We start from the raw sequence: 26749 nt of genomic DNA on the forward strand, positions 1-26749 counted from the left end.
AAAAACATAAAGACAGGGAGAACGGCATGCACCCCATCAACATCGGCGAACCCTGGATGTGGGTCGCCTTCATCGTTTTTGTCCTCGCCATGCTGGCCGTCGACCTGTTCGTCTTCGGTGGGCGCAAGGCGCATCGGGTCTCGGTACGGGAAGCCTCATCCTGGGTGTTCGCCTGGTGCATGCTGGCGATGGCCTTCGCCGGATTGCTCTGGTGGTATCTGAACGGCGAATTCGGCCCCGAAATCGCCAAGGTCAAGACCCTGGAATTTCTCACCGGTTACCTGATCGAGCAGTCGCTGTCGATCGATAACATGTTCGTCTTCGTGATGATCTTCAGCTACTTCGCCGTGCCGCCGGAGTTGCAACGCCGGGTGCTGCTGTACGGCGTGCTCGGGGCAATCGTGATGCGCGCAGCGATGATCTTTGCCGGGGTGTGGCTGGTGTCGCAGTTCACTTGGCTGCTGTATGTGTTCGGCGTGTTCCTGATCATCACCGGGATCAAGATGCTGGTGTTCGCCGAGCAGCAACCGGACCTCGATAACAACCCGCTGCTGCGCTGGGTGCGCGGGCATCTGCGAATCACCAACGGCTTTCACGGCGAGCGGTTTTTCGTGCTGCAGAACGGTGTGCGCTGGGCCACGCCGATGTTTCTGGTGCTGGTGCTGATCGAGGCCAGCGACCTGATGTTTGCGGTCGACAGCATCCCGGCGATTTTCGCGGTGACCACCGACCCGTTCATCATTTTCACCTCAAACATCTTCGCGATCATGGGCCTGCGGGCGCTGTACTTTTTGCTGGCGGACATGGCCGACCGCTTTCATCTGCTCAAGTACGGACTGGCGCTGGTGCTGGTGTTCATCGGCGGGAAGATGACGGCGATGCCATGGTTTCACATGCCGGTGGAGTGGTCGCTGGCGATTGTCGGGGGGCTGATTCTGGCGTCGGTGGTGCTGAGTCTGATGCTGACGAAGGACAAGTCGCCCGAAGAAAGTCAGGCGAAATAACAGTCGGGGGAGCAAACGTGGTTCGCTCCCCCGGTTTTGGGACTATTTGTCGGACTTGATGCTGGTCCACACTCGGGTCCGCACCCGCTCCAGTTTCTGCGGCAACGGTTGCACCACGTACAGTTTCTTCAGCGCTTCGCTGGTCGGCGTCAGGTTCGGGTTGCCGGTAATTTCCTTGTTGATCAGCGGCAGCGAATCCTTGTTGGCATTCGGGTAGCCGAGGAAGTCGCTGATCGAAGCGATGACTTTCGGATCGAGCAAGGTGTTGAGGAACTCGTGGGCCTCTTCGACGTTCTTCGCGCTCTTCGGAATGGCGAAGGTGTCGAACCAGATCGGCGCGCCTTCCTTCGGGAGGCGCCAGTCAACCACCACGCCGTTGCCCGCCTCTTTGGCGCGGTTGCCGAACTGGTAGAAGCTGCCGGAGTAACCGATGGCCACGCAGATATCGCCGTTGGCGATGTCGGTCATGTACTTGGCCGAGTTGAAGTAGGTGACGTAAGGGCGAACCTTGAGCATCAGGTCCTTGGCTTTCTCATAGTCGGCCGGGTTCTGGCTGTTCGGGTCCAGGCCCAGGTAGTGCAGAGCCAGCGGCAGGATTTCCGACGGCGAATCGAGCATCGCCACGCCGCAGGATTTCAGCTTTTCCATGTTCTCCGGCTTGAACACCAGATCCCAGCTGTCCACCGGCGCATTCTCGCCGAGAGCAGCCTTGACCTTGGCAGGGTTGAAGCCGATCAGCACCGTGCCGACCATGTAGGGCACGCCGTACTGATTGCCGGGATCGTTGGCGTCGAGCAACTTGAGCAGCGCCGGGTCCTGGTGGCTCCAGTTCGGTAGCTTGGACTTGTCGAGCTTCTGGAACACGCCAGCCTTGATCTGGGTATCGAGGAACTGGTTCGACGGCACCACCAGGTCATAGCCGGAGTTACCGGTCAGCAGCTTGGCTTCGAGGGATTCGTTGGTGTCGAAGGTGTCCCAGGTCACTTTGATGTTGCTTTTGGCGGCGAAATCCTTGGGCACCGACGGCAGGATGTAATCCGCCCAGTTGTACACCCGCAGTTCGCGCTGTTCGGCCTGTACGGCGCTAGCCAGCAGCGTCAGCCCGCAAACAGTAGCGCCCAGAATGCGTTTCATCGTGACCATGTTGTGTTTCCCCGAATGCAGCGTGAGTCGATGGTTTTTATGTTCTGTACACGGCAGCGGCTTGCAAATCAGCCAAGGGCAAGGAAGGTGCAGCATCTAGTTGTGGCTTCGATTCTTCCTGACAGCGTAGACGCAGCACAGTAGCCGGTTGGCCAAAAGGGGATCGAAATGGCCAATTTGCGTGACCGCCGGGATGCGGAAACAACAATGCCCGGCGAAGTGCCGGGCATTGTTTGAACAGCCTGCGAATGCTCAGTCGGTAAAACCCAACTGCGCCTCCCTGCTCTGCTGCGTCTGCCCACGGGTCGCCAGGCAGTAATACAGTGGGCATGTCACGATCAGGCCGACCAGCCACGACAGGTCCGCACCTTCCACAAGGTTGGCATACGGCCCGACATACAACGATGTGTTGGCGAACGGCAACTGCACGAGGATGCCGATGAAATAGGCGATGATCGCGTGCAGGTTGAAGCGCCCATAAATGCCGCCATCGGCGCGGAAGATCGAGGCGATGTCGTAACTGCCGCGCTTGATCAAGTAGAAGTCGATCAGGTTGATCGAAGCCCATGGCACCAGCACCAGCAGCAACGCCAGAATCAGCCCGATGAACTCGGAAATGAAATCCGCCGACGCCCCCAGCGCCACCACGCAGCAGCCCGCCAGCACCACGCTCGACAAGATCACCCGCACCTTGATGCTCGGCGTCCACTGGCTGGCGAAGGTCTGGATCGAGGTAATGATCGACAGCACCGCGCCATACAGATTCAGCGCGTTGTGGCTGATGATGTTGAGCAGGAACAGCACCATCAGAATCGGCCCCAGCCAACCGGTGGACTGCTTGACCGCCGCCATCGCCTCAGTGCCTTCCGGCGTCGCCAGTACCGCCACCGCGCCGAAGGTGAACGACAGAATCGTGCCCAGTGTGGCGCCCAGATAAGTCGCGATAAATGGCTTGCTGATCCCGATGTCCGCCGGCAGGTAGCGGGAGTAGTCGGAGACGTACGGCGAAAAGCTGATCTGCCAGATGATCCCCAGCGATACCGTCGCCAGCCATCCCGAAAGATTGAAGCTGCCACGGGTAAAGAAGTCCGCCGGCAACTCATGGGCAAAGATGTAGATGAAACCGGCGAGCAGCGCGCTGCCCATCACCCAGGTGCCGATGCGGTTGAGCGTGTGAATGAAGTTGTAGCCCATCACGCCGATGGTCGTGGCGCTGAGGGCGCCGATCAGAATGCTCAACGGCGCCGGCACCGACGGCGCGATGCCGACGATGGACTTGCCGGCCAGCACGATGTTGGAAATGAAGAAGCCGATATAGATGATCGCCGCGAAGAACACGATCAACAGCGCGCCGTAACGCCCGAACTGACCCCGACTCTGGACCATCTGCGGAATGCCCATGCGCGGGCCTTGCGCCGACGCCAGGGCGATCACCACCCCGCCGATCATGTGCCCCAGCGCAATCGCCAGCAGCCCCCAGAACAGGTCGAGATGAAACACCTGGACCACCATGGCGCCGGTGACGATGGGCAGTGGCGCAATGTTGGTGCTGAACCAAAGGGTAAACAGGTCGCGGGCCTTCCCGTGGCGTTCCGCGAGTGGGACGTAGTCGACCGTATGATTCTCGATCAACGGATCTTGCCGGGACATCTGGGACATAAAAATGAACTCGATTGGGTCTGTTCTTATCGTTGTATGAAGCCAAACCGGGGGTGATTCGTGGCCGCTCCTCAGATGAAGACCATATTATGGTATTCCAAAATTTTCACAAGACTGATCCGCTGTTTGCGATGGCATCTGATCCGGCATCCTCCCTGATAGCCAACGTTCACGGCTAGAGCAAAGCCCCGTAAATGCTGACTTTCCGACGGATGAACCACGTTTATCGTTTCACCAAAAAAGCACTTGCAATCGATGTATTACGGTATACCATCAGACCCATAAACACATAAAAACACGCTTCACCGCACTCGAGGATTGACCAATGATCGATGCTGCCGTCTACAAACAAGTCATGGGCTCGTTCCCGTCCGGCGTTACCGTCATCACCACGCTGGATGACGACGGCCAGATCGTCGGCCTGACCGCCAGCGCTTTCAGTTCGCTGTCGATGGACCCGGCCCTGGTGCTGTTCTGCCCCAACTACAGTTCCGATTCCTACCCTGTCCTGATCAAAAACAAACGCTTTGCCATTCACGTCCTGTCCGGCGGTCAGCAAAGCGAAGCCTATGCCTTCGCCCGCAAAGGCAAGGACAAGGCGCAGGGCATCGAGTGGACGCTGAGCGAACTGGGCAACCCGATCCTGGCCAATGCGACAGCTATCATCGAATGTGAGCTGTGGCGCGAATACGAAGGCGGCGACCACGCGATCATGGTCGGCGCGGTGAAAAACCTCATCGTCCCTCAGCAGGACGCCGGCCCGCTGGTGTACTGCCACGGCAAGATGGGCGCCCTGCCCGCCTTCGCCTGATCCGCACGATTGCACTTAAACAGGCCGGCAAGCGACCGGCCGACCACAAGAGATTCGAGGTAGCGTCATGAAATTTTCCCTGTTCGTACACATGGAACGCTGGGACGAAAGCGTCAGCCACCGTCAACTGTTCGAAGACCTGACCGAACTGACGTTGATGGCCGAGGCCGGTGGTTTCAGCACCGTGTGGATCGGCGAACACCACGCGATGGAATACACCATCTCGCCGAGCCCGATGCCGCTGCTGGCCTACCTCGCGGCCAAGACCACCACCATTCACCTGGGCGCCGGCACCATCATTGCGCCGTTCTGGCATCCGCTGCGGGTCGCCGGTGAATGCGCGCTGCTCGATGTGATCAGCAACGGCCGGATGGAAGTCGGCCTGGCGAGAGGCGCCTATCAGGTGGAATTCGACCGCATGGCCGGCGGCATGCCCGCCTCCAGCGGCGGTCAGGCGCTACGGGAAATGGTCCCGGTGGTGCGCGCGCTGTGGCAAGGCGACTACGCCCACAACGGCGAGATCTGGAAATTCCCCACCTCCACCAGCGTGCCGAAACCGATCCAAAAGCCGAACCCGCCGATGTGGATCGCCGCCCGCGACCCGGACTCACACAACTTCGCCGTCGCCAACGGCTGCAACGTGATGGTCACACCGCTGATGAAGGGCGACGAAGAAGTTCTCGATCTGAAGAACAAGTTCCAGACTGCGCTGGACAACAACCCGGATGTGCCGCGTCCGCAATTGATGGTGCTGCGTCATACCCACGTGCATTCAGTGGATGACCCGGAAGGCTGGAAGGTCGGCGCGAAAGCCATCTCACGTTTCTATCGCACGTTCGATGCGTGGTTCGGCAACAAGGAAGTGCCGGTTAATGGTTTCCTCGCCCCGAGCCCGGAAGAGAAATTTGCCGGGCGTCCGGAGTTTGAGCTGGAGAGTCTGCACAAGACGGCGATGATCGGTACGCCGGAAGAGATCATTCCGCGGATCAAGTACTACCAGGAACTGGGGGTCGATGAGTTCAGTTTCTGGTGTGACAACAGCTTGCCGCATGCGGAGAAGAAGAAGTCGCTGGAGTTGTTTATCAAGCATGTGGTGCCGGCGTTCAGATAGACCTGCCACCCGGTATATGAAAACGCCCCGAGATGTTCGGGGCGTTTTCATTTGGGGCGTCAAGGCAACGATGGCTCTGTTGGATCAGGCAGAAAGAAGCGCGCTGTCAGCCAGCATGTCGCCATTGCCGTGACGAACAGCACGACCATTGCGAACATCTCATCCGAAAAGGTCGCTCTCTTTACATCCGATACAACGGCCAGAACAAACGGCGTCACCCATAAAGTGGCCAACGCGGCACCCGACAGAGCAATCACTGAACAGGATCGACCCGTCCGTTTGACCTTCATCAGTGCAATCACCATCGCGAACAGCAAAAACGGTACAAGAAATACCACTTCGGCGAGCAAGGGGCCGAGGAACGGCATCAACATCAACTCCCCTCCCACGACCTCTCCCATCAGCCGTGGGTTCATGGCCAGATGGAAGATCGTTGCAAGGGTCTTGATGATGCTTGCGATAAACCCTGGAACCAGTGGGCAGAGAAGAAAGGCCAGGAACACTTTCAGACGCGGGTATTTTTTTACTTCACTCAAATCCTGGATCCTTTGCGCACAAACCGGGACACACCACGTATCGAAATATCTCTGAACGTGGTCTGCCCTATTTACGTTTTGTATTCAGAAGAGAAAAAACACAAGCATGTACAAAAACATCGCTACTCCCGCCAGCACCGCTCGGTGCATTGGATCATCTTCAGGGCCCATTCCTCCCGGCCCAATCGTGACCCATCCATCGCGCAAGTAATTGTAGACCGCTTGACCAAACCATATCTGTCCCAAGACCATCGCAAAGAAACGCTCCCGGTCCCCGTTGAACCGTATAAAGCCAGCGACTAATGCGACCACCAGTAATGTCAGACCAATTACATGTTTGTACCGTTTGAGCTCTCCCAACATTTACTTGTCCTTAAAAAAATCCAGCGTTCTGTCCGCAAGCTTATCCCAGGTATTGGCCATGCCGAGAGTATTCGAAGCCTTGCTGGCTACCTCCTTCGAGAAACCACTGGCGACAACAAATTTTTCGAAACCGGCACTTAGCGCTGTGCTCGTCAACGCCTTGTTAAAATCCTCAGGCCCCTTCAAATTAACAAAAGGGGACAGATTTGAATGGCACTTACTTAACAGCTAACCGATTGAGCTGAAAGCAAAAAATGAAGAAGGGCTGGCCTTGGTCTACGGTGATAGTTGCGAACACACACCAGAAAACCAAGGACACAGCCCACATGGATCGTAGACGCCAAATTCTCCAGCATCAACAGCAACGTTTTCGCCGCCATGCTTCGAATTGTGATGCCTATGCTTTTTTCAACCTGCTCACGGCTCCCGAGTTGCTGCAGCGCGTTGAGTCAGCACTGCCAGAGCATCGGGAGCGTTTGTATCCGCCAACGGAAACTCTGTCGATGTTCCTGGCTCAAGCGATGAGTGCCGATCGTTCCTGCCAGAATGCCGTCAACGATTTCTCCATCAAGCGATCCTGTAGCGGCATGAAACCCAATAGCACTCGCACGGGCGCTTTCTGTAAGGCCAGGCAACGCTTGCCGGTAGAAATGGTTTCCATGCTGGTTCGACAGACCGGTTCGTCTATCAGTGATCAGGCGCCGCCTTCATGGCGATGGATGGGGCGACCTGTACGTCTTGTCGACGGGACAACCGTCTCGATGCCCGATACGGCTGCGAATCAGGGGGCCTATCCGCAATCTCGCGGGCAGAAAGTTGGCCTTGGTTTTCCGTTGTGTCGAGTGGTGGGCCTCGTTTGCCTCTCCAGTGGCGCTGTTTTAGATGCCGCACTTGGACGTTTCCGAGGTAAGGGCGGCGACGAACAGACGCTGCTCAGATCCATGCTCGGCACGTTGAAAACAGGCGACATCTTGTTGGGCGACGCTTACTACGCGACCTATTTTCTGCTGTGCGAGTTGCCGAACAAAAGGGGACAGATTTATTAAATTAAATGAATCTGTCCCCTTTTCTATCCAATTTTGGCCGAGTCAATTCAAGTCCGGCCATTGTGCAAGATGGCTTTCCATTGATGCCATTAAAAAGTCTGAAAAGCTATTCCAAGCTTTAATGCTCGAACTTTCCCCTTCAAAAAATTGAAATACTGGCGGATCATCAGAGACGGGTAGGAAATAATTAATTTCATATCCTTGATGCATGCAGAACACCTTAGCATCCGCAGGCAAAAAACCAGAGAGATTTAACTCATCAAGCAACTCTTCCGCTTCAAACTCCAGGTCAAGTAATCTTGGATAAAATATATCTACACCAGAAAAAATCTTACCAGCCGAACGTCCCGCAATCGTCAAAAAATCACGATATGCCAACGGAATTTCACAACCAAAATGTTGCTCAACTGATGCAATATCCACTTCGGAGCAACCAACAAGATTATGCTCTGAAATCACTCCTCGCAGCACTAACCCGTGAAAAATATCCCGAACGCTCTTCATCTTGGCCTTCCTGTTTTTCCAAACAAAAGGGGACAGATTTATTAAACATAATAAATCCGTCTCCTTTTCTCTAAATAAATCAGCCCCCCTTTTCTCTTTCTCTTTTTTCTCTCCGACCTAATAACGAATCCACTTTCCTGTAGGTATTAACGCTGGACCAGCGGGATCAACCAAATAAAGCCATTCTGGCTCATGACCAACCGTACCGATCAAAACACCTAACGTTTCAGGATGATCGGGCATCGCACCTGAATGGATTGCACCAACATAACTACCTTCACCGTACGAATTGCGTAACTGATAACGTAATGAACCATCAGCATTATAAATCGCGGCATTGTTTGGGTACCCAAAAAACCATGGAGCCTTGGAGCATTTGAATTTGTTAGGTTTTTGCTCAAACACCACCAACACTCCTGTTCTATCAGGGAGTATGTAGGGAATACCAGCAGCAAGGAATGGGACCTCTTCACCATCCTCAACGACTATAAAAGTCACCATATCTACCACTGGACTAACCTTTACATACTTAAGGTGTTTCATTTCAACTTCAAAATCAGTCTTGCATCCCTGCCAGTCGTAGAACTCTTCAAAAACTGTTCCATCAGCATGGACTATCTCATTCCGAACACAGAAAACAAGATCATTCATTTCAATAACCTCAAGCTATCAACATCAACATCATATAATTCAGGATTTGTCCGAGGAGTTTTATCCATGAAATTAACTTGATGCGCACCACCTGAAAGTCTAACTTTTTGATCTGCGTCCCACATATCACCTGCAGCTCCCTCGCGAACCCCCACTCCCGGCTTCACGGTAAATTCAACCTTGTACAAACTTTCCGTTTTAAACTCGGTAAAAAAAGGGGACAGATTTATTAAATCAAATGAATCCGCCCTCCTTTTTTTCCTTTTCTTCTTACTTAGCTATAAATGATAACCAAAAAATCAAAAATAAGAACCAATCAAACCCTCTGAAATATCATCACATAACAACCGTAAAAGGTGAGACAAGGTAGAGCCTAGCTTTCAAAAAAGGGTTCACTTGAAGAAACACTTCCATATGCCGCACAACAAATATCTACCCGACCTCCATCAGCACTAACGGTATCAGCTAGCCCGCATTTCATGCCAGCAACGGATGCGGCTGCATAATTTGCTGGCAAACCAAAATGCGCTACCTCAAAATCATCTATAAGAGAGCCTTCATAGACTGCAGAATTCGGTGAGTGGTTAACAACGTTTACTCTAAATTCTCCAGCTGCCGCTAGGTAATGCAATCCAAGCATCGCGTACAAGGTCCTGGCCCCTCTAGGCTCCATGGACAAAAAAGGGGACAGATTTACAATTAAATAAATCTGTCCCCTTTTTTTATTCCTTTTTTTATTGCCTTTTTTTATTTTTGGCTTTTTATTGGAATTGATCCGTTGAAGTCAAGATCGCCTGATGTAGGTATAAAACTGCTTACTTCTGCACCAACGAACCAATTAAAACGCTAATACTATTCGTAAATCTTGGATGCAAACAATATTTTTGCAAATGTCTGCCAACTAGGGGTGAAGGCTTCCTCATCTCCAGAGTTCATTGCATATAAATTCATTGCTCGAATCCAAGCTTCCATTGCATCCAAAAACCTTTCCAGCGTAGGGTTTTCCCACTCGCCTGAATTCAACTCCAAGTCTTCCTTAAGCCCACAAATAAAATCTGCAAACTCCTCTCTTGTTTTAATATTCTCAATCATTTTATCTAAATCCACAAGTCACCTATTTACAAACCCCACGAACACAAATTATAGAGCCGTTGTTTGGTGTAGTCATCTTCCTTCCAATTTCCTTGAAAACAAAAGGGGACAGATTTATTAAATCAAAAGATAAATCAAATAAATCCACCCCCTTTCTTTTGTTCCTTTTTTCTATTTTTATTAATTAGTTATAAATTAATAAAAAAAATTAAAGATAAGAACCAATCAAACCCTCTGAAATATCATCACATGACAACCGTAAAAGGTGAGCCAAGGTAAAGCCTAGCTTTTCAAAAAAAGGTTCACTTGAAGAAACACTTCCATATGCCGCACAACAAATATCTACCCGACCTCCATCAGCACCAACGGTATCAGCTAGCCCGCGTTTCATGCCAGCAACGGATGCGGCTGCATAATTTGCTGGCAAACCAAAATGCGCCACCTCAAAATCATCTATAAGAGAGCCCTCATAGACTGCAGAATTCGGTGAGTGGTTAACAACGTTTACTCTAAACTCTCCAGTTTCCGCTAGGTAATGCAATCCAAGCATCGCGTACAAGGTCCTGGCACCTCTAGGCTCCATTGCTTCAAGCACTATGCTTCGCACTCCAGCCAGTTCAGCCCGGTCATTTACACCAGCGAAATCAGACTTATGAGCTCTGAACCATCTACAATCAGAAACATGAGGCTCATCGCACCAAAACCGAAATTTACCCAGTCGCCCAAAACCACCACTAACAATCATTGCTGCCCCCAAAACTTTAACCAATTAGGATTGAAAGACCCAGGCTCAGCAGCGTTAATAGCATTGATAACATCTGGGTGATAAACACTGTATGGTGAAACCTGGTATTTACCAAGTGCCCCTTGGTGCGCAGAACTATAGTCCAAGCCCTTATTCATCATGGTATATTCAGACAACTCATGAATATAGAAGCTCGCATCTGCACCTTCTATTGGTCGCCCTTCAGCTAGCGCTGCCCGCAGCCTATTAACCATCAATTCATTCTCTGGTACAACCCCAAACTTTTCCAAATGGCTCTCTACTATATATAAGCCTCTATCAGAAACATTTACTTTTCGCTCCGTCAGTTTACCAAGGCCTGTTCCGCCATTAACACCTTCGAGGAATGCACCAGTCCCCTTAGCCCCGCTACCCAGTTGCTCAGCTTCAAGTGGCTCGGCCAGATTATCCCCAGTCTTCGGTTTCAGTCCATGTCCCCCCGAAACCAGTACCGAAGACCCGGTCCTCTCCAGATACTTCGCTGCCCCCTTCAACAACGCCATTTCCAGCGCAGCTTTCGCAGCCTCCGTGCCGTAATCACGAAGCGGATTTACATCACCGGGATATGTATCACTGCTGAAGGACGCACTTACTCTGTCGCCCTGCGTGTATTCGTAAGGTGCAAACAGTCGGCCAGTGGCTTCCCAGCCATCCCTGAAGGAAACGGCCCCCCCCAATGCGGACATTGCTGGCAGCGTGCAACCAACCACACTCACACAGGCCGGGCTTAAGGCTACCGCGCCCCCGTAACCGGTTACAGCACCCACAGCGCCAAAGATCGCTTGTCGCGCAGCAATTGAGCGCTGAGCGCTTTCTTCATTACGCCCGAGTGCATCGTTGGCCTGGTCCCACTTTGAGTACTCGTCAAACGCCCCTGATGCGAGCAGAGCGTCTTGCGCCCCCTTGAAGCCTTTGCCGGCGGTTTCTAGATCCTTGAACTCCTGATAATTCGGATCACCCGTTGGTATTGACTCACTGCAATGAACCAACGCACATGCAGCCGCTTTGAGCTCATATGCTTTATCCGGCGACTCTTTCTGCAACTTCTCCAGCGCTACGGTTTCTTTCAGATGGAGCTGACGGTTGTACTGGTCAGCCATCAACGCGACCCAGGCCCCCTTATTGACATCCCCCCCCGCCAATCCAGCGGCGGTCAAACCGACAATTTGAGAAAAGGCCTGGCGTAACTCGGGTTTATTTTCGAAAGTGGAGTTCAGAACGCCAGCCATTGCCTGATTGGCACCCGCCGCAACTGCACCGGTCTTGAAATCGCCCCCAGTGGCACTGGATACAGCGCCGCCAAACAACGCATGCATGGCGGTACGAGCAATACCACCCTCTTTCCACATCGCCATGCCGACCGAATCGCCCGCTTCTTTTGCTTCTTGCCAATGACTCTGGGCGTACCCTCCAACAAAGTTGAACGCTGTAGCGGCTACGACATTACCGGCCTGCGCCACCAGACTCTGTTGCAGATTCTGGCCGAGACTGCCTCCTCCAATAGCCGTCTTGATTGCCCCCGCAGCGAGCCCCTGTGCCCCGGCATGAATTGCGAGACCACCAATGCCCCCGACCGTATTAAGGTCGAAGCCTTTGGTCAGGTTATTGAACGGTACTGTTTTGCCTCCCAGATACGGGTCGATTACCCCTTGAGTAAACGCACCGGTTGCTCCCGCAATTGCGGCATTCCTGAGGCTTTCTTTGCTGAAGGTGTCTTTGGCAACTGCACTTAACTTGCCCTTATTGCTGATCGCACTATTGGCCGCGGTCGTCTCCAACGAAACGAAGGCCAGATTTGCAGCGGTCGCATAAATGGTCCCTTCCGCCGCTCCAACCAGCGCAGCCCCTGCCCCTCCCGTCACTGCCGCCAGCAGGATGGCTAATATCAACTGCGCACCAGCGCCAAGCCCCGAGTGCTCGTATTTGAAACTCTTGTGTATTTCCTCCACGCGATGCCAGTCGATATCGCCCCTGGCTTCCGCCTCCTTCAACCAGCCCAGTTCAGGATCCGTAGCGACCATCGCATCAACGGCTTGGCTGACAGTCTGTTCATTCAGCTTGCGAACATCGATTTTCAAACCATCGACGGCATGGATGGTCAGCTTTCCTTTTGCAACCAAAGCACTTTGGCGCAACGTTTCGTCTGTGTTGCCTTCCCCTTTCATCGAAGTCCAGGCAAGGCTGTCGCTGCTTTTTACATGGCTTTCATCATGGAGATCCTTCACCCCTTCGAAGTAAATCTGCCCACCACTGTCCAGCGTGATGCCCTTGCCACTTTCAAGCTTCGCCACCTGATAGCGCTGATCCCCCTCGCTAACCAGCGTGAGACTGCCCCCAGTCTTGATCTCGCTACCCACATGAGTGATCTGGGTAACCTCGTCGCGCTTCATTTTCTTGGCGCCGAAACCACCCTTCTCTTTCATGTCGTACAGGGTGTAGTCCTTGTTCTGCGCGGCCAGCAGACTCAGGTCATTACCCGCATACACATAGGCTTCATTGCCCGCGCTGATCTTGCTCGCCACCAACGTGGTATCGCGACCGGAAGTGGTTTTTACGTCGCCGCCCGCAATGAACTCGGCGGCTTTCTGGACGGTGTGGTTGTCTTCTTCGTGGACGCGTTTCTTGCCACTTTTGCTGTTGGTCTCGACATTGTGTTCGTCGCTCGCCGAAGCCATATTCAAGTCTTGTTTCGCGTCGGCAAGCAGATCGCCTTTGGCTTCTGCAGTACTGGCAAGGACGTTGATGTCACGACCGGCATCGAGCTTCAGGTTGCCGCCACTCTTCACGCTGGACGCGAGGTTTTCCACGGTTGTGGTGACGGTCGAGCGATGTCCGCCGTTCTCGATTGTGTGGATCTCGTTGACGTTCTGAACCGCCAGTAAGTTGATGTCGCGGGTCGCGCTCAGGTCTGCATCGGCGCCGCTGGTGATCGTGCCGGAGTTGGTCAAGTCACGGCCGGACTTGATGCTCAACGTATCGCGGGCGCTGATGTTGCCGCCGTCATCAAGGGAAGTGCGCAACCCCTGCCCCGGGCTGTAAGTCACGGCGGTCCGGTCGTTGACAATGTCACCCTTGAGGGTGCTCAGACTGACCTGATTACCGCGAATATCACCGGCCAGCGCATTGCGGATGCTGTCGGTGGCCATCAGGCTCAGGCGTTCGTTGGCCTCGACCAGACCACCGTTATAGAGGCTGCCTTTGACGTCTGCCGTGAGGTTGTTGGTGGCCCGCAGAGTGCCGACGTTGACCAGGTCATTGCCGGCGATCATTTCCAGATCACGCCCCTGAATCAGGCTGCCGCCGCGCACGTTGCGCGACTCGGCCTGCGCCAGATACAACACTGGCACCAGTACTTTCTGGCCATCGACGACGCGCTCTTCCATCCAGACGATGTCATGCGTCAGCGCCGCCACCTGCTCGGACGTGAGGGCGACACCCACCGCCAGATTCAGCTCGTTTTTGCTGGCGAGCGCGTTGTCCATCAGGTAACGGAATTGCTCGTAATCGTTGTTCAAGCCACCGGCCAGAAAACGCTGGCCGGTTTGAGCCAAGACGGCATCGCTGATCAAACGCGATTCGTAGCGGCCGTCGCCGAGGCGACGGGCAGCCTCATCTGCGCTGAAATTGAGTTTGCCCAGCAGGTAGTCCGAGCTCATGAATGGCGCGGTCTGAGTCAGCTCCGGATTGGTTTCGATCAGGTAGCGGCTCTGCGGATTCGGGCTCTGCACGAACATGCCGTACGGGCCCTTGGGCAGCCTGAACGTCGACGATGCCGTCGGGTCTACGGCGGTAAACGGAACGCCCTTGAAGTCGATGGGTACGAAACTGATTTGCTTCACGCCATCGGCGTCCAGGCGCTCGATCCGCGTCACATCCCTGGCCACCTGAGCGTCCGCTGGGCCGCTGCGTTTACCCAGGTTGATATTGAGAACCCCGACACCCAAGGTCTGATCGCTGTCCAGTTTGCCGGTCAGCTGATCGTAGGTGTTGTCGTGCAGCGTACCGTTCTGAAGGTTGTTGCTCACGTTCAGGCTGACGCTACCCCCGGCCTGCAGGGTTCCCGCATACACCGTACTGCCAGCGTCCTGCCAATGGATCTCGACCATGTCAGGATGTTTGAACCGGCTGTCCATCGTGGTTTCAACCAGTTCCTCGAAACGGGCTTCATCGAAATGTCCCGCAGCGGTGGCTGCGTTGAACGCGGAGACATCAATGAACTCCATCCTGTCCCACAGACTATTGTCGATGTGGCCAGGAGTTCCGATGATCTCTGTCGAGTAGCCGTCACGAGACTTGGCACCTTGGTTGAGCAGATTGTCTGCGGTCAGGCTGAGGTTGCCGTTGGCAGCCATCAGGCTGTAGCGGTTTTCGACATTGCCGCCATGAATCGTCAGGTTTCGACCGGCGACAAAACGCGCAGCGGTCGAATCCTTGAGTACGACATCCCTGTAGGTTCGGTTGATCGTAATAGTGCCGCGCTTCCAACCATCGTGACCGCCACAATGCTGGCCACACACCCAACTGATGTCGCCGGAGTTCAGCCCCTGAGAGATCTCGAAAACCGCTTTGGCGTTTTCCACCGACACCGCATTGATGTCGATATCCCCCTCGCCCTCGACCGTCCCCGACAAGTTGCTGAACAACGCAGCACGACCACCACCCACGGCGTCGACCGTGAGATTGCCCCGGCTGTAGATGTCGCCGTAATAGTTGCTCAGGCTGCTGCCATGCAACTTCATCGTGCCGCCGCTGAACAGCAGCGTATCGGCTACGTTGGAGATGCCGTTGGCGGCGTTGAATTCCAGATTGCCCTGGGCGCCCAAGGTGCCTTTGTTGTTGATCTGTGCAGCCGTCACCGTAAGGTTCTGGTTGGCGATCAGCCGACCGAGGTTGTCCAGCGTGCCGCGCAAGGTCATCACGGTATCGCCACCGCTGACGAGTCGACCGTCCTGTTGAATCACGTCGTTGGCGTTGATGGTGAGTTTTTGTTGAGCCGACACTCGACCACTATTGATCAAGCTGCCGCCAAGGGTCAGCGTCAGGTCGCCATCGCTGAGCAGTTGCCCGGCGTTGTTCAGATTGGCGACATTCAGGTTCAGCGCCGAAGCACTGGCGATGCGATCCCCGACATTGAGGTTCAAATCCTGCGAACTGGTGTAAGTCAGCCCACCATTGAGTTGCCAGGTGCCCACACCATTGACCGCCGCAACATCCCAGACGCCTTTGCCCAGACCGGTGAGGCTGCCCTGCGTGCCCGTCAGGTTATTCAGATCCAGGTTGAACAGCCCTTGCGCGGCGTGACGCACGCTGCCGCTGAGGTTGTTGAGCTGGATGCCGGCGAGTTCCAGATCCTGACTGCCGATCTCGATGACGCCGTTCTGGTTGTTCAGGTTGCCGGTCAGTTTGATCTGGCTGGACGCTCCGCCCAGTGCGCGAATCTGCCCGCCAGCGCTGTTGTTCAGTTGGCCGCTGATCAGTTTCAGGTCCGTGCCCGACTCGATCAGTCCGCCCTGATTGAGAATCTGACTGACCGCCTCGAGGCCCAGTCGATTGCCGCTGATTTCGCCGCCTGCGTTGTCCAGGGTGGCCCCATCGAAAACGACCTGGTCTTTGCCGAATAGCTTGCCGGCGCGGTTGGTCAGACGTGTCACCGTCAACTTCAAATCGCCCAGCAGGCTGGAGATCAAACCGGCCTTGCCGTTGACTGCGCTGTTGTCGAGGTCGGCGCTGGTGATGTCGAGGGTGTCGGCCTGCAGCGTGCCCCCCTGGTTCTGCAGGTTGCCGGTGCCCAGCGCGAGTTCTGCGTGGCTGCCATTGGCGAGGATCGCGCCCTGCTGGTTCAGCAGTGTGCTACCGACGATTTTCAGACCATCGCTGCCTGCAATGATCTGGCCCGCGTCACGGTTGTCGATGGTCGTACTGGTGATGTCCAGACGCTGGCCGCGCAACGTGCCGCCGCGATTGTCGAGTTCGACCAATTGGTCGAGCAGCACGCGTTGCTCGCCAGCATCGACCACGCCCGTGACGTTTTTGAAGACCCCGGCAATTTTCAGCGCAATGTTGCCGCCCGTGCCGACGATGCCGCCCTTGTCGCTGTTGTTCAGTCGGGTCGCGGTGACTTCGAGGGTTTTACCGAGCAGGACACCGGCACTGTTGTCGACCGTATCGCTTTCGATGTACAGGTCGGCGTCGCTCTGGATCCGGCCCTTTTGATTGAGCAGTTGCGATTGACCGGCGACGGCTTGCTTGAGAATCAAGCGGGCACCGTCAACACCTGCCGCCAGCAGACCGCTGTCGCTGTTATCGAGGCTGGTCGCTTGCAGGTCGAAGCGATCGCCGATCACCCGTCCACCACGGTTGTCGATGTGGCCATTGCGAGCGACCAACAGCAATTGTTGCGCAGCCACCACGCCTTTGCGGTTGTCGACACTGTCGGCGTGAATATCTACATCACCCTGGCTGGCTTGTAGTCGGCCCAAGGCATTGTTCAGGTGCTTGTTGACGACCAGCGTGAGCTTGCCGGTTTCGGCACTGATCGCACCTTTGTCATTGTTGGTGAGATTGTCCAGCGTCGCATCGACAACACCGCCGAGCAGTTGGCCATTGGCGTTGCCCAGATCGCGTGCGGTCAGGTTCAGGGTCGTTTTGCCCTGAATCAAGCCCTGAGTGTTGTCCAGGTCTTAGCTGGACAGCACGCTGTCGTCGGATGAAATCGTGCCTTGGGTGTTGTCGAGCTTGCCGCGACTGGTCAGCTCAAGGGTTTTACCGGTCAGACTGGCATTGCGGTTGTTGATGCTCTGGGTAGCGACGCTCAAGTGTTTCGATGCCTGCACCTTGCCGTCGTGGTTATCGAAATCCTGATCCAGCGTCAGATCAACATTGCCGTTTTCGGCACTGATGACACCCTTGCTGCTGTTGTCCAGCCGAGTGCCGGTGATCCGGATCGAATCGGCGGCCAGCGTGCCGCCCTGATTGAGCAACTCGGTGCCCGAAACGACGAGGTCGGTCTTTGCCTGGATCTTGCCTTTGTCATTGTCCAGACGTTCGTGGGCAACGACTTTGGTGTCGCTTTGGCTGGCAGCAAGCAGGCCGCCAGCGTTATCGAGTCGCCGGGTATCGATATCCAGACGTCCGGCGATGATCTTGCCGTCGTCGTTGTGCAGCGCCCGCGCATTGAGTTTCAAACTACCGCCGGCGATTTCAATCCGGCCTTTGCGGTTGTCCAGATTGTCGACCGAGAGCGCCGCCGTCTGACCGTCGGCGAAGCGGATCAAGCCGCTGAGGTTGACGATGGCCGGGACGTTGAACGCGAGGCTGGTCTCACCGTAAATCCGGGCATCAGCGCCTTGGTTGACCAGGCGAGTGGCGCTCAGCGCGACGTCTTTGGCCTGGACGATACCGTTCTGGTTATCGAAAACACCTGCGGCACTCGCGCTCAGCGAGCGACTGGCCAATACACTGCCACGGTTGCTCACCGAGCCGCTGTTGATGGAAACATCGCCATTGCTGTTACGGCTGTTATCCGCATTCACTCCGGCTTCGATCACGCCGGCGTTGGTCAATGTGCCGCCGTTGGTCAGGCGAACGCTGTCCCTGGCGGCAAGGCTTTGCTGGTTGACCAGATCCTTAGCGGTTTGCACGGTCAATTGCGTGCCCGCGTAAACGGTTTGCTGCGCCTCAAGACTGTTGGCCTTGATGTCGACCGCATTGCTGGCCGTGACTTTGGCCAGCGTCAGTTGGCCATTGGCGTCAATCTGGATATCACCGGCGCTGGCCGCCAGTTCGCCTGCCAGTTTCACGCCGACACCGGTCTCGGTCCCGACCAGTTTGATTGCCCCGGCGTACATCCCGCCGAGTGCCGAAGAGTCGATCGCCAGTTGCGGCTTGGCGCTGCCGTCATCGGCACGCGCCGTGGCGCTCAGCGTTTCGGCGTTTACATCGTTGCGACCGGTGGTGATGTTCAGGCGTTTGGCGTGGATCTGCGCGTTGATCTGCGCACTGCGGGTAATGATTTCGAAGCTGTCGACGGCGCTGGCATCCAGACCTTTGCCATCGATGGAAACGCTGCCCTGATCGACCTGGAAACGATCCAGCCGACCCGCGCCATCGAGTAACGGTTTACCGGTGGTGAGGGTGACGCGTGGTGTATTGATGAAGCCGCAACCGTTACAGCTGATGCCGTGCGGGTTGGCGACGATCACCCGCGCTGACTGCCCCGCCACTTCGGTATATCCGCGTAACTGGCTCGGACTGCCACCGTTGACTTCGTTGAGGATGGTTTGCGCAGCTGCTGCGCGCAGGTTCGGGTTACCGAGAATGATCCCGCCCATCTGCGTCAGCTGAGTACGACTGGTCGCGTTGTTGAGGATCAGGCCTTGGGCGTCCACGTTGTAATCGTGGAACTGGTTGTGCGAAAGACCCGCACCGTTGGGTGTGGCGATATTGACGATCGGCACGCCATTGCCTGCCCGGTCGAGCGTGGTGCCGGGCGCACTGACCACAATACCGTCCGCCTGTGCCCACATCGGTTGCCAGAACATGACGTTGGCCAGCAGGAACGCCAGTCCGCGTTTGGGCATGCCCCAGAAGTGTTCACGGTTTTTTACGGCAGCAGAAGGCTGACTGGCCAGAAAGGCCAGTTGGCGGAAGTCCATAGCAGAATCTCGGAAAGGGCAAAAACTAGAGGAAGAAATCCACGCGGAAATAGATCGGCGCTTCGCGCTCGGTCAGCACGTCAGGGCGTTCCAGGGAATGGGCAAAAGTCACACTTGCTGCCACGTGTTCGCCACGCGCAAACAGCTCCAGCGAGTTGCTCGACATGCGCCCGTGTTGCTCGCCGTTGTAACGGTCGCCACGAATCACGCCCTGGTCATAGCCGAGGCTGGTGCCGTATTCGGCGAACACCGGGCGCAGCCATTCGGCGTTGATCGGGCGCGACCAGCGCAGGTCGTTGCGCCAATAGCCGCCGCTGTCGCCTGACAGCGATTGATCCTTGTAGCCACGGATCGAAGACGACCCGCCGAGGCTGGTGCGCTGCGGGCTGAACAGCACGTCTTCGCTGCGCTGGCCGGTCATCAGGCTGCTGAAGCTGAAGGACTCGCCCCACACTTTGAATGGCTGCAGATAGCTCAGGGTCGCGGTGTACTTGCGATAGCGCGCGTCGGGCTCGCCGGGACCCGGATCGTGGCTGCCCTGAGCGTCGAATGCACCGATACCTTCCTGCATGCCGGCGTCGAAGTTGACGAAGGCGCTGCCGATACGACGTCCGTGGTTGAAGCCGAACTGCGCTTCGCTGATGCGGTTGCTGCTCAGCTTGAGCTTGCTGTCTTCGATGAAGTTGTTGGTGCGCAGATACGACAGACCGGCGCTGAGGGAGGTCTTGCTGACAGAGTCGCGATGGATCACCCGCTCGGCGCGCAACTGATGGTTCTCGCTGTCGCCGGTCTGCTTGAAGTTGTAGCCGTTGGCAGCGATCTGCGAGCGGTACTCACTCTGGCTGTAGGTGTAGCTGAAGTTCCACCAGCCCCACGGCAGGTTGTAGTTGAGCATGGCGTTGTTGGAGGTGTGCTGGTGATCGGTCATCGCGTCGTGACCACCGCGCAGACTCAACTGGTCAGCCAGACCCAACGGGCTGTCCCAATCGAACGTGGTGCCCCACTGCTGTTCACCGGTGCTGCGCTGGCCGTCGTTGCTACGCGACAGCCCGGCGCGCCATGGTTTCTGCGGGGTGTTGGTGACCAGCACCTCACTGCCGCCAACGTTCTTGCCTGGCGACAGCTCCATTTGGGCCTGGTTGGAAGGGAGGCGATTGAGCTGATCGACCATTTGCTCGATCTCGCGCAGGTTCACCAACTCACCGGCCTTGCCGGGAAACGCCATCGACAACTCACGCTCCGAAAGCTTGCTGTTGTCGGCGCCTTTCAAGCCCTCGAGTTTGCCTTCCACCACCAGTACTTTGAGATGTCCACCGGACAGATCCTGCTGTGGCAGGTAAGCACGGCTGGTCACCCAACCCTTCTCGATGTAGTGATCGGTGATGACCTTCAGCACTTCATTCAGCTGAGGCACACCGAGGCACTGGCCGAGGTAGGGTTTGAGCAAACGGCTCTTGTCGCTCTCCGACAGGCTGTCGGCGCCTTTGAGCTCGATGTCGTTGATCTGAAAGCAACGCGTGTCGGTGGGGGCTTCCGGCTGCGCCGGTTTGGCCTCTTTGCCAGGTAGATCCTTGAGTTCTTCGAGCCGTCGCTGCTGCTCTTCGAGCAGACGGTTCTGGCGTTCGCGGATCAGGTCGGTTTCACCGGGGGTGGGTGCTGCAAGTGCGGTTTGGAGCGGAGAAAGGCATAGCAAAGCCAGGCACAACCTCGCCACGAGGGCGGGTGAGGACATGTTCGATCCCTCGAGACGGAAAGCGATATCAGAATAGTGGCACTATGTTAAAGAGCCACTATTCTGACGTCAATTTAAGGATTCACCGAAATAGTGTGGCCGACGAGCGGCATCGGTGAAATCGTCCGACTCCGACAGAGATGCAGGATGTTTCGTAGATCAACCAAGGAAAAACGGTCACCAAATCAGAGAACGTTCCGAAAAACGAAACATCCGACAGACCCCGCTTACTTCACCTCAGTGCTCAACCGCCAGTTTCGTCGCCACATCTTCCGGCGCCAGCACCCGACCATCGGCCGACAGCAACTGAAGCTTCCTGATCGGCTGACGCTTTTGCGCATCTACCATCACCGACCCGGGCTCGCCAGGCTCGAACATGAACTCCCCACCCCACTGCGACAACGCAACGATCACGGTTTGCAACGCCCGGCCTTTTTCCGTCAGCACGTACTCCTTGTAGGCGCTGCCGTCGGACGCCGGCACCAGGCGCAGGATGCCCCGCTCCACCAGCCCTTTGAGCCGCATGCTCAACATGTTCTTGGCGATTTCCAGGCTCTTCTCGAAATCGCTGAAACGACTGATGCCCTCCAGCGCGTCGCGGATGATCAGCAACGACCACCAGTCACCGATCAGGTCGAGTGTCCGGGCAACCGGGCAGATGTTGCCCTCCAGGCTTTTGCGTTTCATCCAGCGCTCTCCAGCAAAACGGTCATCAAATCGTGGTTGCATCTTACAACTCTGACGCCCGCAGGCGTCTACGCTGATCGGCTGGCGAAACTTAGCACCTGCGTACAAGTAGACCAGACGCTTAACCGCGATAGTCAGCGATGCCATCCCGGCAACCACACACGCCCCGACATAAGGAGTTTTCATGAGCACCTTCACGACCCAAGACGGCACCGAGATCTATTTCAAGGACTGGGGCAGCGGCAAGCCCGTGCTGTTCAGCCACGGCTGGCCGCTGGATGCCGACATGTGGGAATACCAGATGGAATATCTGAGCAGCCGTGGCTACCGCACCATCGCCTTCGACCGCCGCGGCTTCGGCCGTTCCGAGCAGCCGTGGACCGGCTACGACTACGACACCTTCGCCGATGACATCGCGCAACTGATCGAGCACCTCGACCTGCGTGACGTGACCCTGGTCGGCTTCTCCATGGGCGGCGGCGATGTCAGCCGCTACATCGCGCGTCACGGCAGCGAGCGTGTCGCCGGGCTGGTGTTGCTGGGCGCGGTAACGCCGCTGTTCGGCAAGAAACCGGACTTCGCCGAGGGCGTCGACAAGTCGGTATTCGACGGGATCAAGGCGGGTCTTTTGAAGGATCGCGCGCAGTTCATCGCAGACTTCAACACGCCGTTCTATGGCCTCGATAAAGGTCAGAAAGTTTCGGACGGCGTGCTGACACAAACCCTGAACATCGCCCTGCTGGCCTCGCTCAAAGGCACCGTGGATTGCGTCACTGCGTTCTCGGAAACCGACTTCCGTCCTGACGTGGCGAAAATCGATGTGCCGACGCTGGTGATCCATGGTGACGGCGACGTCATCGTGCCGTTCGAAACCACCGGCAAACGCGCCGCCGAGCAAATCAAGGGTGCCGAGCTGAAGGTTTATGCCGGTGCGCCGCACGGGTTTGCCGTGACCCATGCGCAGGCACTGAACGAAGACCTGCTGGCGTTCCTCAATCGTTGAATTCGATGTAAATCAAGCGCCAACTGAAAAGGGCCGTCGACACACCTGTCGACGGCCCTTTTTTTCGTTGTCCCGGATTCCGGTGCCAGGGCGAAGCCCCTTGTTTACGGGGCTTTCAGACCTCTGCATCACGTTTTTATCTTCACATGCCAGCTTAATAATATTTTACCGATAACCCCCCCCCTCCCTAGTCTGATCCCAAGCACAGAGAACAGGTCGACAGCGACCTGAATCCAACGGCCTCGTGAGAAGGGATCAGAGATGACCACTGAAATAATAAAAACAGACACGCTTGTTGTCGGCGCCGGTCAAGCGGGTGTGGCCATGAGTGAACACCTGAGCAAACTCGGGGTGCCGCACCTCGTTCTGGAGCGCAGCCGCATTGCCGAACGCTGGCGCACCGGGCGCTGGGACTCGCTGGTGGCCAACGGTCCGGCGTGGCACGACCGGTTTCCGGGGATGGAATTCGATGATGTCGATCCGGACGGTTTCGCCCACAAGGAACGCGTCGCCGACTACTTCGAAGCCTATGCGAAAAAATTCAACGCGCCGATCCGCACCGGCGTCGAGGTAAAAAGCGTGGTGCGCAATGTCGGACGTCCTGGCTTCACCGTCGAGACCTCCGAAGGCGTGATCGAAGCCGCCCGCGTCGTCGCTGCAACAGGTCCGTTCCAGCGTCCGGTGATCCCGGCCATTGCGCCAAAAGATGAGCGTCTGCTGCAAATTCACTCGGCCGACTATCGCAACCCGCAACAACTGCCGGCCGGCGCAGTGCTGGTGGTCGGTGCCGGTTCATCGGGCGTGCAGATCGCCGATGAATTGCAGCGCTCGGGCAAGCAGGTTTACCTCTCGGTCGGCGCCCACGATCGCCCTCCCCGCGCTTACCGCAACCGTGATTTCTGCTGGTGGCTAGGCGTGCTCGGCGAGTGGGATCAGGCCGCGATGAAACCCGGCCGCGAGCATGTGACCATCGCCGTCAGCGGCGCCCACGGTGGCCGCACCATCGACTTCCGTGGTCTGGCCCATCGCGGCATGACCCTGGTTGGCGTCACCGAATCGTTCAGCGACGGCGTGGTGACCTTCAAACAGGACCTGCGCGACAACCTCAAACGTGGCGACGAGAACTACCTCGCGCTGCTGGATGCCGCCGACGCCTACATCGAACGCAACGGTCTGGATCTGCCGTTGGAACCGGAAGCCCGCGAGGCTTATCCGGACCCTGAATGCGTGAAAAACCCGCTGGCCGATCTCGATCTGGCCGCCGCCGGCATCACCTCGATCATCTGGGCCACCGGGTTTGCCGTGGACTATTCGTGGCTGAAAGTCGCCGCTTTCGACGACAACGGCAAGCCGCAACATCAGCGCGGCGTGTCCAGCGAATCGGGTGTGTATTTCCTCGGTTTGCCGTGGCAGTCGCGGCGCGGGTCGTCGTTCATCTGGGGCGTGTGGCACGACGCCAAACACGTGGCCGATCACATCGCCACCCAACGCAAATACCTGGCCTATCGCGATGCCGAACAACGCGAAGCCGCGCTGCACAACCACGCTGTCGACACCGTCGACGCTTGATTTCCCTCTTCAATCCCGGCGCCCGTCGCGCCGGGTCCGATTTCGTCAGGAGCCTCACATGAGTCAGCCAACCCACACCCGCATTCGCATGTTCAACACCAAGGACACCTACCCGAACCAGACCCTGGACAACGACCTGTGCCAGGCCGTGCGCGCCGGCAACACCGTGTATGTCCGTGGCCAGGTCGGCACCAATTTCGACGGTGAACTGGTCGGCCTCGGCGACCCGCGCGCGCAGACCGAACAGGCGATGCGCAACGTCAAGCAACTGCTCGAAGAGGCCGGCAGCGACCTGAGCCATATCGTCAAGACCACCACCTACCTGATCGACCCGCGCTACCGCGAGCCGGTGTATCAGGAAGTCGGCAAATGGCTGAAGGGTGTGTTCCCGATTTCCACCGGGCTGGTGGTGTCGGCTTTGGGTCAGCCGCAGTGGCTGATGGAGATTGATGTGGTTGCGGTGATTCCCGAGTAATTCGACCTTAGCGAAAGGAGGCCACACATGACATTTTCCATCGCCGCCCGCTGCCCCGAAACCGGTCAGTTCGGCATCGCCATCAGCTCCTCCAGCATCGCCGTCGGCGCACGCTGCCCGTGGCTGTTGCCGGGTGTCGGCGCAGTGTCGAGCCAGAACATCACCCTGCCGTCCCTCGGCCCGGAAGTGCTTGCCCTGATGGAACAAGGCCTGGCGCCCGAGGCGGCGCTGGACAAGGTGCTGACCCGCAACGGCTACAGTCAGTACCGGCAGATCACGGCGATCAACCACCTCGGCCAGACCGCGCATTTCAGCGGCGCGCAGACCTTGGGCGTGCACAACGCCGTGTCGGGCGAGCAATGCGTGGCGGCGGGCAACATGTTGGCCGGGCGCTCGGTGATCGAAGCCATGGTCAGCGCGTTCGAAGAAGGCGAAGGCCAGTTGGCCGATCGCCTGATCAAGGCCTTGCACGCCGCTCAGGCCTTGGGCGGTGAAGCGGGCCCGGTGCATTCGGCGGCCGTGGTCGTGGTCGGTGAACTGACCTGGCCCATCGTCAACCTGCGGGTGGACTGGGCCGATGAGGACCCGATCGGCCAATTGCAGAAACTCTGGGACGCCTATCGCCCGCAGCTTCAGGACTACATCGACCGCGCCCTGGATCCGGCCAAGGCGCCGGGTTATGGAGTTGCCGGAGACGACCGATGAGCGACAGCGTCGCGTTGCTCAAGACGCTGGTGGGGTTCGACACCACCAGCCGCGAGTCCAACCTGCAATTGATCGAGTTCGTGCGCAACTACCTCGAAGGTTTCGATGTGCCGTGCGAGCTGATCTACGACGATGAGCGCAGCAAAGCCAACCTGTTCGCCACGATCGGCCCGGCCGATCAACCGGGCATCGTGCTGTCGGGGCACACCGATGTAGTGCCCGTCGATGGCCAGCCGTGGACGATGCCGCCGTTCGAACTCAGCGAGCGCGACGGCAAGCTTTACGGTCGCGGCACCGCGGACATGAAGGGCTACATCGCCTGTGTGCTGGCGCTGGTGCCGTCGTTGATCGAAGCACCGTTGCGCCTGCCGGTGCACTTTGCCCTGTCGTACGACGAAGAAGTCGGCTGCCTCGGTGTGCGCTCGCTGCTCAAGGTGCTGGAGCAACGTCCGGTCAAACCGCTGCTGTGCATCATCGGCGAGCCGACCGAGCTCAAACCGGTGCTCGGGCACAAGGGCAAACTGGCCATACGTTGCGATGTCCAGGGGCACGCCTGTCATTCGGCCTATGCGCCGCTCGGAGTGAACGCCATCGAATGCGCCGCCGAGCTGATCGGCGAGCTGGGACGCATCGGCCGGCAACTCAAGGATGAACACCTCGATCCGCGTTTCGACCCGCCTTATTCCACGGTGCAAACCGGCGTGATCAGCGGTGGCAAGGCGTTGAACATCGTCCCCGCCGATTGCCGTTTCGACTTCGAAATCCGTGCCCTGCCCTCGCAGGATCCGGCGTTGGTCGCGCAGCAACTCAAGGCCTACGCCGAGCAGCAAATGCTGCCGCGCATGCGAGCCGTCAGCGAGCAGAGCGATATCCGTTTCAGCGAATTGTCGGCCTATCCGGGGCTCGCAACCGATGCCAGAAGCAAGGCTGCGGAACTGATCGCCACGTTCTGTGGCTCGGACGATTTCGGCACCGTGGCCTTTGGCACCGAAGGCGGATTGTTCGACGCGGTGGGGATTCCCACGGTGGTGTGCGGCCCCGGCAGCATGGATCAGGGCCACAAGCCGGACGAGTTTGTCAGCGTCGATCAGCTCACGGCCTGCGATGAAATGCTGCATCGAATGTTGGCGTCTATTCGCCTTTGAAAAACCGGTCTGGCTGCCGGTTTCAAATCCGCAGCCGAGCCGCAATAACACCGACAGACAGCTGCTCCGATGGAG

Annotated in this window: 19 protein-coding genes and 2 pseudogenes; 9 read left to right on the forward strand and 12 right to left on the reverse strand. The window is 57.0% G+C overall.

Annotated features, from left to right (window positions below; all coding sequences use genetic code 11):
• Positions 1–26: 26 nt before the first annotated feature.
• Complete coding sequence (locus ACEN93_RS04585; RefSeq protein ID WP_074688630.1) at positions 27–1004, forward strand: TerC family protein; 978 nt, start codon at positions 27–29, stop codon at positions 1002–1004.
• 42 nt (positions 1005–1046) lie between these two features.
• Here the strand turns inward: ACEN93_RS04585 and ACEN93_RS04590 are convergent, their stop codons facing one another.
• Positions 1047–2147 (reverse strand): polyamine ABC transporter substrate-binding protein, encoded by a 1101-nt coding sequence (locus ACEN93_RS04590; RefSeq protein ID WP_074688632.1) that lies wholly within the window; start codon positions 2145–2147, stop codon positions 1047–1049.
• 252 nt (positions 2148–2399) lie between these two features.
• The gene (locus ACEN93_RS04595; RefSeq protein ID WP_495611124.1) at positions 2400–3806 is read right to left on the reverse strand and encodes a purine-cytosine permease family protein; all 1407 of its coding nucleotides are present in this window, start codon (positions 3804–3806) and stop codon (positions 2400–2402) included.
• Positions 3807–4131: 325 nt separating this feature from the next.
• Between ACEN93_RS04595 and ACEN93_RS04600 the strand changes: the two genes are divergently transcribed.
• Positions 4132–4617: a flavin reductase family protein gene (locus ACEN93_RS04600; RefSeq protein ID WP_007950450.1), complete on the forward strand. Its 486-nt coding sequence runs from the start codon at positions 4132–4134 to the stop codon at positions 4615–4617.
• A gap of 67 nt (positions 4618–4684) precedes the next feature.
• A complete protein-coding gene (locus ACEN93_RS04605) occupies positions 4685–5728 on the forward strand; it encodes an LLM class flavin-dependent oxidoreductase (RefSeq protein ID WP_102688306.1) in 1044 nt (347 codons plus the stop codon).
• A 59-nt stretch (positions 5729–5787) separates the two neighbouring features.
• Here the strand turns inward: ACEN93_RS04605 and ACEN93_RS04610 are convergent, their stop codons facing one another.
• Together ACEN93_RS04610 and ACEN93_RS04615 are read right to left on the reverse strand one after the other, a co-directional pair.
• A complete protein-coding gene (locus ACEN93_RS04610) occupies positions 5788–6264 on the reverse strand; it encodes a hypothetical protein (protein WP_239065517.1) in 477 nt (158 codons plus the stop codon).
• Positions 6265–6348: 84 nt separating this feature from the next.
• Positions 6349–6627, reverse strand: coding sequence for a hypothetical protein (locus ACEN93_RS04615; protein ID WP_074688638.1), 279 nt, complete (start codon positions 6625–6627; stop codon positions 6349–6351).
• Positions 6628–6953: 326 nt separating this feature from the next.
• On the opposite strand from ACEN93_RS04615, the pseudogene ACEN93_RS04620 reads away from it, so the two are divergent.
• Positions 6954–7655, forward strand: a pseudogene (locus tag ACEN93_RS04620) (IS4 family transposase); the annotation flags it as partial.
• Positions 7656–7715: 60 nt separating this feature from the next.
• Here ACEN93_RS04620 and ACEN93_RS04625 read toward each other — a convergent pair.
• The 8 genes and pseudogenes from ACEN93_RS04625 to ACEN93_RS04660 form a co-directional block, all read right to left on the reverse strand.
• The gene (locus ACEN93_RS04625; RefSeq protein WP_081353100.1) at positions 7716–8177 is read right to left on the reverse strand and encodes an SMI1/KNR4 family protein; all 462 of its coding nucleotides are present in this window, start codon (positions 8175–8177) and stop codon (positions 7716–7718) included.
• A 117-nt stretch (positions 8178–8294) separates the two neighbouring features.
• Positions 8295–8828 (reverse strand): hypothetical protein, encoded by a 534-nt coding sequence (locus tag ACEN93_RS04630; protein ID WP_134333932.1) that lies wholly within the window; start codon positions 8826–8828, stop codon positions 8295–8297.
• Between the two features lie 373 nt (positions 8829–9201).
• Positions 9202–9468, reverse strand: coding sequence for a hypothetical protein (locus ACEN93_RS04635; protein ID WP_134333931.1), 267 nt, complete (start codon positions 9466–9468; stop codon positions 9202–9204).
• A gap of 212 nt (positions 9469–9680) precedes the next feature.
• Positions 9681–9920: a DUF7660 family protein gene (locus ACEN93_RS04640; RefSeq protein WP_207273881.1), complete on the reverse strand. Its 240-nt coding sequence runs from the start codon at positions 9918–9920 to the stop codon at positions 9681–9683.
• 208 nt (positions 9921–10128) lie between these two features.
• On the reverse strand, positions 10129–10479 hold the full coding sequence (locus ACEN93_RS04645) for a hypothetical protein (protein WP_134333930.1): 351 nt from the start codon (positions 10477–10479) through the stop codon (positions 10129–10131).
• A 182-nt stretch (positions 10480–10661) separates the two neighbouring features.
• Positions 10662–19358 (reverse strand): annotated as a pseudogene (locus ACEN93_RS04650) (two-partner secretion domain-containing protein).
• 25 nt (positions 19359–19383) lie between these two features.
• Entirely contained in the window at positions 19384–21090 is a 1707-nt protein-coding gene (locus tag ACEN93_RS04655; RefSeq protein ID WP_490840948.1) for a ShlB/FhaC/HecB family hemolysin secretion/activation protein, read from the reverse strand.
• A gap of 237 nt (positions 21091–21327) precedes the next feature.
• Positions 21328–21777, reverse strand: coding sequence for a winged helix-turn-helix transcriptional regulator (locus ACEN93_RS04660; protein WP_039766933.1), 450 nt, complete (start codon positions 21775–21777; stop codon positions 21328–21330).
• A gap of 184 nt (positions 21778–21961) precedes the next feature.
• Here ACEN93_RS04660 and ACEN93_RS04665 point away from each other — a divergent pair, with 184 nt between their 5' ends.
• From ACEN93_RS04665 to argE, 5 genes are all read left to right on the forward strand, one after another.
• On the forward strand, positions 21962–22780 hold the full coding sequence (locus tag ACEN93_RS04665; RefSeq protein ID WP_495611125.1) for an alpha/beta fold hydrolase: 819 nt from the start codon (positions 21962–21964) through the stop codon (positions 22778–22780).
• 261 nt (positions 22781–23041) lie between these two features.
• Positions 23042–24349 (forward strand): flavin-containing monooxygenase, encoded by a 1308-nt coding sequence (locus ACEN93_RS04670; protein ID WP_495611126.1) that lies wholly within the window; start codon positions 23042–23044, stop codon positions 24347–24349.
• A gap of 58 nt (positions 24350–24407) precedes the next feature.
• Positions 24408–24824 (forward strand): RidA family protein, encoded by a 417-nt coding sequence (locus ACEN93_RS04675; protein ID WP_007950460.1) that lies wholly within the window; start codon positions 24408–24410, stop codon positions 24822–24824.
• Between the two features lie 27 nt (positions 24825–24851).
• On the forward strand, positions 24852–25529 hold the full coding sequence (locus ACEN93_RS04680) for a DUF1028 domain-containing protein (RefSeq protein ID WP_039766940.1): 678 nt from the start codon (positions 24852–24854) through the stop codon (positions 25527–25529).
• Positions 25526–26674, forward strand: coding sequence for an acetylornithine deacetylase (gene argE, locus ACEN93_RS04685; RefSeq protein ID WP_495611127.1), 1149 nt, complete (start codon positions 25526–25528; stop codon positions 26672–26674). Before ACEN93_RS04680 ends, argE begins: the two co-directional genes overlap by 4 nt.
• Positions 26675–26749: the final 75 nt, after the last annotated feature.

This window comes from Pseudomonas sp. Pseusp21 (assembly GCF_059492145.1).

Excerpts from the sequence above, each read along its gene's own strand:
- ACEN93_RS04585 (WP_074688630.1), top strand. The coding sequence starts at position 27 with ATGCACCCCATCAACATCGGCGAACCCTGGATGTGGGTCGCCTTCATC.
- ACEN93_RS04590 (WP_074688632.1), bottom strand. The coding sequence starts at position 2,147 with ATGGTCACGATGAAACGCATTCTGGGCGCTACTGTTTGCGGGCTGACG.
- ACEN93_RS04595 (WP_495611124.1), bottom strand. The coding sequence starts at position 3,806 with ATGTCCCAGATGTCCCGGCAAGATCCGTTGATCGAGAATCATACGGTC.
- ACEN93_RS04600 (WP_007950450.1), top strand. The coding sequence starts at position 4,132 with ATGATCGATGCTGCCGTCTACAAACAAGTCATGGGCTCGTTCCCGTCC.
- ACEN93_RS04605 (WP_102688306.1), top strand. The coding sequence starts at position 4,685 with ATGAAATTTTCCCTGTTCGTACACATGGAACGCTGGGACGAAAGCGTC.
- ACEN93_RS04615 (WP_074688638.1), bottom strand. The coding sequence starts at position 6,627 with ATGTTGGGAGAGCTCAAACGGTACAAACATGTAATTGGTCTGACATTA.
- ACEN93_RS04625 (WP_081353100.1), bottom strand. The coding sequence starts at position 8,177 with ATGAAGAGCGTTCGGGATATTTTTCACGGGTTAGTGCTGCGAGGAGTG.
- ACEN93_RS04630 (WP_134333932.1), bottom strand. The coding sequence starts at position 8,828 with ATGAATGATCTTGTTTTCTGTGTTCGGAATGAGATAGTCCATGCTGAT.
- ACEN93_RS04635 (WP_134333931.1), bottom strand. The coding sequence starts at position 9,468 with ATGCTTGGATTGCATTACCTAGCGGCAGCTGGAGAATTTAGAGTAAAC.
- ACEN93_RS04640 (WP_207273881.1), bottom strand. The coding sequence starts at position 9,920 with ATGATTGAGAATATTAAAACAAGAGAGGAGTTTGCAGATTTTATTTGT.
- ACEN93_RS04655 (WP_490840948.1), bottom strand. The coding sequence starts at position 21,090 with ATGTCCTCACCCGCCCTCGTGGCGAGGTTGTGCCTGGCTTTGCTATGC.
- ACEN93_RS04660 (WP_039766933.1), bottom strand. The coding sequence starts at position 21,777 with ATGAAACGCAAAAGCCTGGAGGGCAACATCTGCCCGGTTGCCCGGACA.
- ACEN93_RS04665 (WP_495611125.1), top strand. The coding sequence starts at position 21,962 with ATGAGCACCTTCACGACCCAAGACGGCACCGAGATCTATTTCAAGGAC.
- ACEN93_RS04670 (WP_495611126.1), top strand. The coding sequence starts at position 23,042 with ATGACCACTGAAATAATAAAAACAGACACGCTTGTTGTCGGCGCCGGT.
- ACEN93_RS04675 (WP_007950460.1), top strand. The coding sequence starts at position 24,408 with ATGAGTCAGCCAACCCACACCCGCATTCGCATGTTCAACACCAAGGAC.
- ACEN93_RS04680 (WP_039766940.1), top strand. The coding sequence starts at position 24,852 with ATGACATTTTCCATCGCCGCCCGCTGCCCCGAAACCGGTCAGTTCGGC.
- argE (WP_495611127.1), top strand. The coding sequence starts at position 25,526 with ATGAGCGACAGCGTCGCGTTGCTCAAGACGCTGGTGGGGTTCGACACC.